The sequence below is a fragment of the Salinarimonas soli genome (assembly GCF_008386575.1).
Lineage (GTDB): Bacteria > Pseudomonadota > Alphaproteobacteria > Rhizobiales > Beijerinckiaceae > Salinarimonas_A > Salinarimonas_A soli.
Genome location: NZ_VUOA01000019.1, coordinates 186,698 through 199,277 on the forward strand (window position 1 = coordinate 186,698; position 12,580 = coordinate 199,277).

Annotated in this window: 9 protein-coding genes; 6 read left to right on the top strand and 3 right to left on the bottom strand. The window is 73.6% G+C overall.

Annotated features, from left to right (window positions below):
- Window positions 1-137: 137 nt before the first annotated feature.
- The 3 genes from F0L46_RS10030 to F0L46_RS27045 all read right to left on the bottom strand — a co-directional run bounded on the left by F0L46_RS10030 (window position 138) and on the right by F0L46_RS27045 (window position 3,684).
- Window positions 138-1,478, bottom strand: coding sequence for a mechanosensitive ion channel family protein (locus tag F0L46_RS10030; protein ID WP_149817032.1), 1,341 nt, complete (start codon window positions 1,476-1,478; stop codon window positions 138-140).
- A gap of 72 nt (window positions 1,479-1,550) precedes the next feature.
- Window positions 1,551-2,750 carry a thermonuclease family protein gene (locus tag F0L46_RS10035; RefSeq protein WP_149817034.1) on the bottom strand — a complete coding sequence of 400 codons (1,200 nt, stop codon included), beginning with the start codon at window positions 2,748-2,750 and terminating at the stop codon, window positions 1,551-1,553.
- 4 nt (window positions 2,751-2,754) lie between these two features.
- Window positions 2,755-3,684 (bottom strand): hypothetical protein, encoded by a 930-nt coding sequence (locus F0L46_RS27045; protein ID WP_188311912.1) that lies wholly within the window; start codon window positions 3,682-3,684, stop codon window positions 2,755-2,757.
- 208 nt (window positions 3,685-3,892) lie between these two features.
- Here F0L46_RS27045 and F0L46_RS10045 point away from each other — a divergent pair, with 208 nt between their 5' ends.
- The 6 genes from F0L46_RS10045 (at window position 3,893) to F0L46_RS10070 (ending at window position 12,405) form a co-directional block, all read left to right on the top strand.
- Window positions 3,893-6,778: a penicillin-binding protein 1A gene (locus tag F0L46_RS10045; RefSeq protein WP_149817037.1), complete on the top strand. Its 2,886-nt coding sequence runs from the start codon at window positions 3,893-3,895 to the stop codon at window positions 6,776-6,778.
- A gap of 35 nt (window positions 6,779-6,813) precedes the next feature.
- On the top strand, window positions 6,814-7,836 hold the full coding sequence (locus F0L46_RS10050) for a hypothetical protein (RefSeq protein WP_149817039.1): 1,023 nt from the start codon (window positions 6,814-6,816) through the stop codon (window positions 7,834-7,836).
- Between the two features lie 80 nt (window positions 7,837-7,916).
- Window positions 7,917-8,096: a hypothetical protein gene (locus F0L46_RS10055; RefSeq protein WP_149817041.1), complete on the top strand. Its 180-nt coding sequence runs from the start codon at window positions 7,917-7,919 to the stop codon at window positions 8,094-8,096.
- A gap of 32 nt (window positions 8,097-8,128) precedes the next feature.
- Window positions 8,129-8,854 carry a trehalose-phosphatase gene (gene otsB / locus F0L46_RS10060; RefSeq protein WP_149817043.1) on the top strand — a complete coding sequence of 242 codons (726 nt, stop codon included), beginning with the start codon at window positions 8,129-8,131 and terminating at the stop codon, window positions 8,852-8,854.
- A gap of 127 nt (window positions 8,855-8,981) precedes the next feature.
- The gene (locus F0L46_RS10065; RefSeq protein ID WP_149817045.1) at window positions 8,982-10,529 is read left to right on the top strand and encodes a PRC-barrel domain-containing protein; all 1,548 of its coding nucleotides are present in this window, start codon (window positions 8,982-8,984) and stop codon (window positions 10,527-10,529) included.
- Between the two features lie 148 nt (window positions 10,530-10,677).
- Window positions 10,678-12,405: a sensor histidine kinase gene (locus tag F0L46_RS10070; protein ID WP_149817047.1), complete on the top strand. Its 1,728-nt coding sequence runs from the start codon at window positions 10,678-10,680 to the stop codon at window positions 12,403-12,405.
- Window positions 12,406-12,580: the final 175 nt, after the last annotated feature.

Here is a 12,580-nt window from a genome sequence, read left to right on the forward strand (position 1 = left end):
CCCCCTCCCCCCCCGCCCCCCCCCCCCTGGGGAGAGGGGAGCTGCTCCGGAGCCTCGAAGGGCGCTTCAGGGAGTTCCCCACGGCTCACGAACGGGACGCGCTCCACGCGCGCTCGGCACGAGAGCTTTGAAACCGGTCATTCCGGGCGACCCTGGGAAGCCGTCCGCCCATCCGCGGCCCCGTCGGTCCCGGGCGCCGTGGAGCCCGCCCGGAGCGGCCCGGCGCGGTGGACGAACACCTCGCGCTGGGGCAGGGGGATCTCGACCCCGTTGGCCTGGAAGGCGTCCCACAGGGCAAGCAGCACGGCGCCGCGCACGTTGGTGAGCCCGGCGGCCGGATCGCGGATCCAGAAGCGCAGGACGAATTCCAGGGAATACTCGCCGAAGGCCTGGAGGTGGCACAGCGGGCCGGGCTCCGCCTCCACGCGGCCCACCCGCTCGGCGGCCTCCACGGCGATCCGGCGGATGGCGTGGGGATTGCAGTCGTAGGCCACCCGGAAGGTGACGTCGAGGCGGACGAGCTCCTCCGTGTAGGACCAGTTGATCACCTGCTTCGTGATCAGGTCCTCGTTCGGGATGAGGTACTTGCGCCCGTCGCGGGTCACCACCGACACGAAGCGCGCCCGCAGCGACTGGATCCAGCCGAAGGTCTCGCCGAGCTGGATCACGTCCCCCGGCTTGATCGACCGGTCGGCCAGGATGATCATCCCCGAGACGAGGTTCGAGATCACCTTCTGCAGGCCGAAGCCGAGGCCGAGGCCGATCGCGCCCGAGAACACGGTGAGCGTGGTGAGGTCGATCCCCGCGGCCGAGAGCGTGAACAGCACCGCCGCCGTGAACAGGGCCACCTTGGCGAGCTTGCCGAACAGGACCTGGAACGAGGGCGTGATGTCGGGGCTGCTCCCGAGCCAGCCCTCCACGAGATCGCCCACGAAGCTCGCCAACCACAGCAGCACCCCCAGCAGGGCGATGCCCTCGAGGAGCGACAGGACGGAGATCCGCGTCGCCCCGAGGGTCAGGCCGTAGGCGCCCAGAAGATCAGCCGCCGGCCGCAGGAGGCCGAGAACGGCGAGGGTGGCCAGGATCCAGCCCGCCACGGCGACGATCTGGCCGAGGGTGCGGTTGCGGATCACCCGCGAGGCGATGGCGATGAGCACCCAGGCCGAGACCAGCATGGCGGCGAGCCCGACGATGGTGCTGCGGCTCGGCCAGGTGGTCTCGCGGATGGCGACGTAGGCCGCCCACAGGAGAGCCGCCGCCAGGATCCAGCGCATGCGCCGCAGCACCACCGCGAGCACGCGCAGCATGCGCGGCCACCGCCGGATCCGGCGCACGCGCGCCTCCAGGGCGGGCTCGATCAGGGCGTTGAGGGCAAAGCCCAGCCCGACGCAGCCCGCCACGACGGCGAGCTGCACCAGCGCCCAGGGGCGGCCTACGGCCGCCGCCACGTCGGCTAGTCGTTCGCCGATCTGCTCCATTCAGCACCCGCGCTCATCCGCCCCGCCCCGCGAACGCATGGGCACGCCGGCGGGATCGCGGGACACGGCGCCTCACCGCTTCCAGACGCCGAGCTTCGCGTCGCGGGCATGGTCCTCCGCCTTCAGGAGCTCGGGCGTCGCCTCGGCGGTGGTGCGGCCGCCGCCGTTGAACAGGACGACCCGGGACAGGTCCTGCCCGTTCACGGTGCAGCGATAGGCGTTCGACCCGGACACGGGCCGGCATTCGGTCTCGCGGTCGCGCAGGTAGCTCGTGAGGTCGTCGGGCTGGCCGCCGCGGGCCCATTCGACGCCGAACAGCCGCACGACCCGCCCCTCCATACGAAGCGTCACCGTGTCCACCACCTCGGGCACCCCGCGCAGGACGCCCTCCTCGGCGGCAGGTCGCGCCGGCACCCCGCCGGTCGCCTCCGGCTCGGCGCGCGCGGGCGCCGGCGCGCTCGCCACCGCGGGCCGGTTCGGCGCGGGCGCCTTCGCCCCCGTGGGCCACAATGCGTAGAGCAGGAGGCCCGCGAGCAGCAGGGCCAGACCATAGACATAGGGCGTGACACGCGGGGCCGACGGCGTCGCGGGCGCGAGCGGGCGCGGCCCCGTCCGCTCGACCGGCGGGGCCTCGAACCCGCCCGCTGCGGGCGCGGCCCGCAGCGGCGCGTCGGCGATGGTGGCGCGGCGCTCGTGGATCGCGTCGCGGGCGGCGCCGATGCGGTCGGACACCCCTTGCGAGGCGAGCCGGGCGCGGGCATGCAGCGCCTTCGCCATGCCGCCCACCCCCGTGCCCGCGCTGATCAGGGCGCCCGCCGCCCGGGCCGGGCGGCTGCGGGCGGGCTCCCCGGCCGGCGCGGGCGCGGCCTCGCGGGGGGCGGGCGCGGGAGCGGCCTCCGCCGCCCCGGCCACGCCGCCGATCATCAGCCAGTCCCGCGAGCGCGGCTCGGGCGGGGCGGGAGCGTCCACGACGAGGCTCCCGCGGGCGGGCTCGCTCCCCGCCGGGGCGGGGGCCTCGAAGAGGGCGGGATGGCGCTCGCGGATGTCCGCCACGAGCCCCGGGATGTCCATGGGCACGCGCTCGCCGCCGCGCTCCATGAAGCGCTGCGCCCCGCTCTCGTCGACGACCTGGAAGCCCGCCTTGCCCTCGACGGCGGAGTAGCGCACCGCCATCTCGGCGATGAGCTCCAGGGTTCGGCGGGACACCTCCAGGGGACGATGGCGGTCCAGTTCGGCGCGGATCTGCGCCTGGGCTTCCTCGCGAGGCGTCATGGTCTCAGTTCTCCTCGTCCGATTCGGCCGGAACGAGGCGCCCGCGCCGCACGACGTTGCTCGTCTCCGAGACGATCACGGGGGTGGAGCCCGCGAGCGCCACCACGAGCTCCAGTTGGCCCGTGCCCGTCGAGCGCTTGCCGAGCTGCGGGTTGGAGGCGACGAAATCGAATTGCGTGCGCACGGTGCAGACCTCGCCGGCCGGCGCGCAGGAGACCCGCATCGTCTCCGGACGCGGCGTGTACTCGCGCTCGGGCCAGCGGCGCACGAACCGGCGCTTCTCGTCGAAGACCGCCCGCGCGCTCATGAGCTTGCCGTGGAACTCGACCCGGGAGCCGTAGAATTCCGGCATCACGTCGAGGGTCTCGGCGTTCGAGGCGGACCAGAAGCCGAGATAGTCGACGGCGAGGCGCTGCGCGGCGCTGCCGAGATTCGCGGCCGGGCGCTCCGGGGTCTCCCGATCGGCGGGGCGCTCCGTGACCACCGGCTCGCGGGGGGCGGGCCGGGGCGCGGGCGCGCGGGGCGCCGGGGCGAGGATGTCGGGGCTCGCCTGACGGCGCGGGGGCTCGGCCTCCGGCTCGGGCCGGGTCGCGACGTCGGGCTCGGGATCCACCGCCTCGGGGGCCGGGCGGGGCGGACGGGCGGCGCGGGTCGGGGGCGGGGGCTCCGGCGCGCGCGGGGCGGGCGAGGCCGTCGTGGCCGGCCGGTCGGCGAGCGGATCCGTCTCGACGCGGCGCGGTGCCGGCGGGGCCGCGGGCGGAGGCGGCGCCGGGGGAGCCGCCTGGGGCGGGGGAGGGGCGGGCGGCGGCGCCGGGGCCGCGGGTGCGTCCGTGCCAGGGGGGTCGACCCAGCCCCGGTCCGACTGGGCGAACCCGCCCGCGGGCACGAGCCCGGCGAGCAGCGCGATCGCGACAGCCTTCCTCCGATATGCCATGCTCTCCCTCCATCGCCCCGCTTCGCGGCCGACAGGGGAGAACGTTCCGACGGGGCACGCGGGTTCCCGTCGATCGCCATTCCAGGCCGGGCCGTCGCGCCCGGCCGGGTGATCACGCTTCGTAAAACGGACGTTTTGTACACTTTCCATTCAGCACGGCGGGCGCCTTTCTTGGGACGCCCGCAAGGACCCCGACGAGACCCGCCGCATGAGCAGCATCCTCGTGAAGATCTTCGCGACCGCCCTCACCTTGAGCCAGGTGACGACGGCGCCCGAGGCGGTGCGCACCTCGTTCGATCCCGTGCGGGACCAGGGGGAGGTGTCCCGCCTCCTGCGCCAGGGCTGCGACCACTTCCGCAAGGCCTTCGACATCGAGGACATCAACCTCGACGACCTCATCGCCACCGCGATGGAGGATCCCGGCGCCGTCGCGGGCGACGTGAAGATCCTCCAGGGCCTGCAGTTCGGCGATCTCGTGAGCTCGTACCGCCTGTTCTGCAAGGGCGAGGCGGTGAGCCCGTCGCCCGTCGACCTCGGCGAGGTGATCGCGTACTTCAACAAGGCCGTCGACAACCTGCCCGACCACACGACCCTCAAGAACGCCCGGCTCCCCGGCATGAGCGTGGTGATCGACGGCAAGGGCGAGCGCTTCGCGGAGGTGTTCGAGGCCGACCACCGGCGCCAATGGGTGCCGCTCGACCGCATCTCGCCCCTCGTGCGCCAGGCCTTCATCGCGGCGGAGGACAAGCGCTTCCCCACCCACCGGGGCATCGACGAGCGCGGCGTGTCGCGCGCCTTCATCGGCAACCTGAGCGCCCCCGGCCGCCCCCAGGGCGGGTCCACGATCACCCAGCAGGTGGCCAAGAACCTGCTGGTGGGCGACGACGTCACCTATGACCGCAAGATGCGCGAGATGATCGTCGCGGCGCGGCTCGAGCGCACGCTCACCAAGGACGAGATCCTCGAGATCTATCTCAACTCCATCTATCTCGGCCGCAATTCCTGGGGCGTCGAGATGGCGGCCCAAACCTTCTTCGGCAAGCCCGCCAAGGACCTCGACCTGCGCGAGAGCGCGCTCATCGCCGGTCTCGCCAAGGGGCCGAACTATTACGACCCGGACCGCTTCCCCGACCGGATGCGCGACCGCATCGCCTACGTGATCAGCCGCATGCGCGAGGACGGCTATGTCAGCCCCGAGCAGGCGCAGGCCGCGCTCGCGAAGCCGACCCGGACGGTGGCCTACGAGCGGGCGCGGCGCAACGGCGCCTTCCACCTCATCGACCTCGTGGACCGGGAGGCCCGCACGCTCGCCGGGATCCAGGGGCTCTCGAAGGCCTCCTACACGGTGCGCTCGACGCTCAATCCCGCGCTCCAGCGCGCCGCCGAGGGCGCGCTCCAGGAGGGGCTCGCCCGCTACGAGCTGAACACGGGCCGGGTGGCCTTCACCGGCCCCGAGACGAACCTCACGGCGGCGATCGACGCCATCGAGAAGGCGGCGAAGGGCGAGCCCCTCGCCCAGCCCGCCTGGCGCACCGCCCTGGAGCGGGCGCGCCTGCCCCTCTACGACGTGCAATGGCCCGCCGCCGTGGTGGTGCAGAAGGCGCGCGCGAAGGAGGGAGGCGAGGTGATCCGGGTGGGCCTACGCGACGGGCGCATCCTGCCCCTCACCACCTGGAACGCCGCCATCCGCAAGTCGCTCAAGCCCGGCGACGTGGTCCATGTGCGTGTCACGGAGGGCAAGGCGGGCGCCAAGGGCGGGGCCCGCGCCGAGCTGCGCGTGCGCCCCTCCGTGCAGGGCGCGCTCGCGGTGATCGAGAACGCCACGGGGCGGATCCTCGCCATGTCGGGCGGCTTCTCCTACCCCTTGAGCCAGCTCAACCGCGCCACCCAGGCGCACCGCCAGCCGGGCTCCACCTTGAAGCCGCTCGTCTATCTCGCGGCGCTCCAGCACGGCCTGCAGCCCAACACCCTGATCTGGGACGCCCCCGTGAGCCTGCCGCCCCCCGACGGCGGGCGCGGCGAGTGGTGGTCGCCCAAGAACTACGACGGCACGAGCAGTGGCACGATCACGCTGCGGCGGGCGCTCGAGAACTCGAAGAACCTCGTCACGGCCCGCCTGCTGGACGGCGGCATCGCCTCCGATCCCAAGGCAAGCCTCTCGGCCGTGTGCGACCTCGCCGTCGAGGCGCAGCTCTATCTCGAATGCGACCGCTACTACCCCTTCGTGCTCGGCGCCCAGCCCCTGCGGCTCATCGATCTCGCGGCCTTCTATGCCGGCATCGCCAACGAGGGCGCGCGGCCCCAGCCCTATGCCCTGGAGGCGGTGGAGCAGGACGGGCGCGTGCTCTACAGGCACGAGCCCAAGCCCCCCGTGTTCATCGGGTCGGCGGACCGCCCGGCCTTCTTCCAGCTGAAATCCATCCTCCAGGGCGTGATGGAGCGGGGCACGGCGCGCGCCTATCGGCGGCTCGGCCCCTACGTGGCGGGCAAGACGGGCACCACCGACAACGAGAACGACGCCTGGTTCGTGGGCTTCACCAACGAGGTGACGATCGCGGTCTGGGTCGGCTACGACAACGCCGACGGCAAGCGCCGCACCCTCGGCCGCGGCCAGACGGGCTCGAAGGCCGCCCTGCCGATCTTCGACGCGGTGCTCCAGGCGTCCTGGGCCCATCACGCGCCCAAGACCGCGCTCAAGGGGCCCTCGCCCGAGGCCGCGCGGCGCCTGGCAAGCCTCGCCATCGATCCCTATTCGGGCGACCGGATCGGGGGAGGGCAGGGGGGCTTCATGGAATATTTCCGCCTCGACGGCAGCGGGCGCCTGAGCGAGACCCAGTTCAGCCTGGTGCCCCGCGCCGAGGCCTATGCCTACGCCCCTGGAGGCTGGGGCGCGGACGACGGCGGCGATCGCGCCGAGGATCTCGGCCAGGACCCTTATGCCCGGAGCTACGGCTGGAACGAGCCGCGTCCCCGGCGGGATCCCAACCGGCGCGGGCCGGTCTACAACAGCCCGCTATGGCCCGACGAGGACGAGCCGGTGCGCCGGCCGCGCCGGGTGGATCCCGATTATCTCTGGGGCCGGCCCGTCTATTGACCCGCCGTCCCGCCTCCCACCAGGACATCGCCCCGATGCGTCTCGCCGCCTCCCTCTCCCTCCTTCTCGCGCTGGGCGGACCCGCGCTCGCGCAGCAGCAGCAGGCGTTCCGCATCGAGGAGGCGCGCTCCGCCGCCGCGGTGGCGCCCGCCGCGCTCAAGCCCGGCGTGGTCGTCGTGAGCGACGGGCGCGGCAGCGAGATCGCCGATCCGGTCACGGGCCTCGTGCGGTTCGAGGACTGGGAGCGCACGCAGCCAAGGCAGAAGCGGCTCCTCTCGCTCTACCCGTCCTATGTCGAGCCCACCATCAACGTGACGGTGCACGGGGTGACCAAGCCCTACAAGGAGAAGCTCCACGTCTACGTGGCCGAGGCGCGCTTCCTCATCGACAAGCCGGCCGAGAGCCTCGATCTCGCGCGCTTCGCCACGACCGGCTTCCTGGAGCGCATCGACCCGGCCATCCGGCACCGGCCCTTGAACGCCGCCGACATCGTGCCCCTCAAGGACCCGGAGGAGAAGCACGGCCTCAACCCGCAGCGGCCCTGGTGCGGGCCCGGCACCACCTGCCTCGCCTCCACCTACCAGCTCGAGGGCAAGCTCCCCATGGGGATCCGGCTCGCCAACAAGCTGGAGGACAGCGGCAAGAAGATCTCCGAGGCCATGGAATTCCAAAGCGAGCTGCGCGTGGTGCCCGCCGCCGAGACCGGTGCGCTCGCCGAGCTCACCGCCCTGGGCACGCCCGTCGCGGGGGCGGTGGAGCAGTCGATCTTCTGGGTCAACCAGGTGATGCAGTTCGGCAAGTTCCTCGCCGTGTTCCAGCGCCATCCCGCCGATCCGGCCAAGAGCGTCTGCACCGTCTTCATGGCGCTCGGCGTCGAGACGGACGTGCTGGAGAAGAAGAAGGAGTTCGAGCGCGTGCCCGTCCTGCGCAACCTCGTGCCGGCGCAGGTCCTCTCGGGCAACAGCTCGTTCAACACGGGCGCCTCGCTCAGCGCCGGCCTGCCGAGCTACACCCGGAACCAGATCAAGGCCGTGGCGGCCGTCGTCAACGGACGTTAGCACGCGAGACGCCGACCTCGGGCTGCAACCCTCACCGGGGCCTGGCGTTGGTCAACGAGACCAGCACCCAGGAGGCTTCCATGAGCGGCACGCGCCAGCAAGGCGGCGGAACCAATCCCGGCGACGACGCCCCTCCCGGCACCCCCGGCACGGGCGAGAACGTCTGCCCCGACTGCAAGGGCTCCGGCCGGATCGGCGCCGCGGCGTGCCAGACCTGCGGCGGGACCGGCAAGGTGATCGAGGGCATGGGCGGGGGCTGAGCCCAAGGACCCCCGTGACGACGCGGGAGACCATGCCTGACGCCCTCTTCCTCGACTTCGACGGAACGCTCGTCGAGATCGTCGGGCGCCCCGACGCGGTCGCCGTCGATCCGTCCCTGCCCGGCATCCTGACCCGGCTGCGGGAGCGCCTCGGGGGCGCGCTGGCCCTGGTCAGCGGCCGCCCGGTGGCGACCCTCGACGGGTTCCTCGATCCCTTTTCCGGCGACGCGGCGGGCCTGCACGGGGTCGAGCACCGGATCGGCGGGCACTTCTTCCCCTGCGATCCGCAGGCCCATCCGGCGCTGCGGCGCGGGGTGGATCGCCTGCGTGACGCCGTGGCCGGCTGGCCCGGCGTGCTCGTCGAGGACAAGGGGTGCTCGGTGGCCCTGCACTGGCGCCTCGCCCCCGGCCACGCCGCCGAGGCGCACCGCCTGATGCAGGAGCTTGCCGGCGATCTCGGCGGCTCCTACCGCCTCCAGGGCGGCAAGGCCGTGGCCGAGATCCTGCCGGCCTTCGCGGGCAAGGGCCCAATCATCGAGCGCTTCATGCAGGAGCCGCCCTATCGCGGGCGCCGCCCCGTCTTCATCGGCGACGATCTCACGGACGAGAACGGCTTTGCCGTCGTGAACCATCTCGGCGGCCTGTCCGTGCGGATCGGCGGCGGCGAGAGCATCGCGGCGGTCCACCTGCCCGATCCCACGAGCCTTCGGGCGGCTCTCGCGCGCTGGGCGGAGCTGGGCCGGGTCGACCTCGGCTGAAAGGACCGCGCGGGAGCGCCGAATGCGTTCCGCAGTGTGGAATCGGCCGGCTCCGGGCTGGAACTTTTCGTCGCGCCGAACCTTCCCCGTCCGGTTTTCCAATCTTCGCCACGGAGGTCCGTCCGCCATGTCGCGCGTACTCATCGCGTCCCTGTTCGCCTCCACAGGGCTGGTCTCGATCGCGGCGGCGCAGACGCCTCTGACTCCCGTCGCGGCCTCGGCCTGCGAGCGCCTCGTCCAGACGGTCGAGACCCGGCAGGGCGAGGCGCTGCCGGTCTCGGCCGAGACCGCGCGGGCCTATCGCACGGCGGGCGACGACGGCGCCTGCCGCGAGGCGCTGGCCCGCATGGGCGAGACCACCATCGTCACGCAGGGCGCTCCCGTGCGGGTCGATCCCTCGCGCATCGTGGTGCAGCCCGCGGCGCCGGCCGTCCAGGTCCAGTCGGCGGCGCCGCAGATCGCGGTGCAGCAGCCCCAGCCCAACGTCTCCGTGGGCCAGCCGCGGCCCGAGATCGTCGTGCGCCAGCCCGCCCCCACGGTGACCGTGGACATGCCCCAGCCCGAGATCATCGTGCGGATGCCGGACCCCGCGGTGAACGTCGCCCTGGGGACGCCGCAGGTCGAGGTGCGCCAGCCCCAGGTGCGCTACGAGCGCGCCGAGCCGCGGGTGGTGGTCAACCAGGCTCCAGGCGAGCCGACCGTGCGCTTCGAGGCGGCGCCCCCCGCCCCGGCGCTCCCCGCGCTCGCCCAGGCCCAGTCCCCCCAGGTCCAGCCCCTCCAGGTCCAGCCCGCCCCTGCGCTCGCGCCCCCGGTCTCTCCCCCGGCGCTCCAGGCGGCGCCGCAGACCCCGCCGCCCGCCGCCGAGGTGCCGCGGCTCACCGCCGAATCCGTCCCGCCCGTGCCCCTCGCGGCGGGCGCGGTCGCGGAGCGGGCCGAAACCCAGACCCCGGCCGCGCCGGTGCAGGGGCGTCAGCTCGGCGCGCGGGAGCTCGAGGACATGCGCGTCCACAGCGCCGCGGGCGACCTGATCGGCGAGGTGGACGACGTGCTGATCGGCCCGGCCGACCAGACCTTCCTCGTGGTCACCTATGGCGGCTTCCTCGCCATCGGCGAGCGGCAGGTTCTCCTGCCCCTGAGCCGGATGCGGGTCCAGGACGACCGGCTCGTCGCCGACATGACGGCGCAGGAGCTGCGCGCCCAGACCCCGCGCCAGGGCGACGCTCCGGGCTACCGCCAGGCCGGCGCCGACTTCCGGGCCCCCGCGTCCCTGACGCAGGGCGACCCCGCGATGGCGGCCTACGGCACGGCGCCGGTCCCCGCCGCGACAGGGGGGATCCAGTCGCCGCCGGCCGCCGGAACCCAGCAGGTCGCCGTCTCGCGTCTCAAGGACCTCAAGCTCTACACGGTGCAGGGGCAGGCCCTGGGCGAGATCGAGCGCGTCGTCCAGGGGCCCGACGGCGGCTTCCGCCTCGTGGTGTCGCATGGCGGCTTCCTGGGCCTGGGCGAGCGCCACGTGATGGTGCCCGCCGGCCAGGTGGCGTTGCGCGACGATCGTCTCGTCGCCCGCGACCTCGCCGACGACCAGCTGAAGGCGCTCCCGACCGCAAGCCGCAACGACAGCGTCTTCCGGGATATCCCCGACGAGCAGCAGGTGCCCGTCGGCAACGCGCCTTGAGCCCCTTGCGCGGGCGGCGCCGGAACAAGCGCCGGGTCCCCGGCGTTCGCTCCGGTTCGGGCGGTGCGCGGCAGGGGAGGCCGCGCGACCGTGCGGGAGCCGCCCCGTCGGGCGGTCCCGGGTGTGCAAGAGAACAGGTGCGGGCGTGATGAAGGCGGCGGAAACCACGTTCGAGATGGAAGCCACGCGGCGCCGGCCGGAGGAGCGCCGGCTCGCGTTGCGCACGCTCTACGTGCTCGCCGTCGCGGCCCTCGCCGCCCTGGTGCCCCTCATCCTCTTCGCGGGCCTGTGGCTGCGCTCCGAGCTCGCCCAGAGCCAGCGCGACATGGAAACCTACCTCGCCGACCGGGTGAAGGCCCTCTCGCAGCAGGTGGACGCGCAGATGCGCCAGCAGCTGAGCCTCGTCACCGCGGTCAGCGCCCTGCCGAGCCTGGATGGCCCCGACCCGGCCGCCTTCCTCGCCGACGCGAGCCGCCTCCTCACGGGAGGCCCCCGCTGGCACGCCCTCACCCTCGTGGAGGTGGAGAGCGGGCGCACCCTCGTGAGCGCCCCGCAGGAGGCCGAGACCGGGCAGCCCCTCACGCCCTCCGCCGAGCTGGTGCGCCAGGTGGCGACGAGCCGCCAGCCCGCCGTCCGGGCCTTCCCGCCCGGCACGGGCACCGGCGGGGCGCGGCCCGAGCAGCAGATCGCGCTCTACATCCCCGTCATCCGCAACGGCACGCCGGGCCACGTGCTCGTGGCCGCGGCGCGCGCCTCCGCCGTGCAGGACGTGCTCATGGCGGCGGCGACCCCTGAGCTCCTTACGGTCGTGATCGACGGCTCGGGGCGGGTGCTCGCACGCTCGCGCGGGCCCGACCTCACGGGCCAGCAGGCCAACGCGGACCTGCGCGGCGTCATCGACGAGCGCCCCACGGGGGTCTTCGCCGCCCGCACCCTCGACGGGCAGGAGGTGTTCACCGCCTTCCAGCGCTCGCCGCTCACGGGCTGGACCGCCGTGGCGGCGATGGACCGGGGGCGCTACGCCGCCCTGTCGAACCGCTCCACCTTCGCGACCCTCGCGGCGGGGCTCCTCAGCCTCACGCTCGCGGCGGTGCTCGCCATCGTCCTGTCCTACAACGTGGTCCAGAGCCGGGTGAACCACGAGCGGCTCGCCGCGTCGCGGGCCTTGAGCGACCTCGACGCGCGCCTGCTTGCCGCGACGCAGGACGCGCTCGCCGAGCAGCGCAAGGCCGCCACCGAGCGCGAGGTGCTGCTGCGCGAGATCTATCACCGGGTGAAGAACAACCTCCAGATCGTGCAAAGCCTCCTGCGGCTCGGCGCGCGCGACCTGTCGCCCGAGCAGCAGGAGCCCTTCGAGGCCGCCGTGCGGCGCATCGGCGCCATGGCCCGGGTCCACACCCTCCTCTACAATTCCCCCGATCTCGCCTCCGTGGACCTGCGCGACTATCTCGACGACCTCACCGAGGAGGTGGCGTCCTCCTTCGGGGCGCAGGAGCGCGGCATCAAGGTGGTGCTCGACGCCCAGCCCATGCGCGTGCCCCTCGACACGGCGGTGCCGCTCGCCTTCATCGCCGTGGAGCTCCTCACCAACGCCTTCCGCCACGCCTTCCCCGGCGATCGGACCGGCACCGTCACCGTGCGCAGCTACCTCTCGGGCGAGCGGGGCGTGCTGGAGGTGTCCGACGACGGCATCGGCCTGCCCGAGGCCCGCCCCGGGCGCCGCTCGCTCGGCCTCACCATCGTGACGAAGCTCGCCCGGCAGATCGAGGGCGAGCTGGAGATGCCTCCGCCCGGCGGCTCGCTCGCCCGCATCGCCTTCCCCCTCGACGCGAAGCCCGCGCCGCCCCTGCCCGGGATCGCGAAGGCCGCCGGCTGACCGGGGCGCGGTCCGCGACCCGGACCGACGGTCTCCCACCCCCTCATGCTGAGGAGCGCTCGAAGAGCGCGTCTCGAAGCACGCAGGACGCTGCCACAGCCTGAGGGAGGTTACTGGAGCGCCCTTCGAGGCCCACCTGCGGTGGGCACCTCAGGACGAGGGTGGAGGGTAGGCC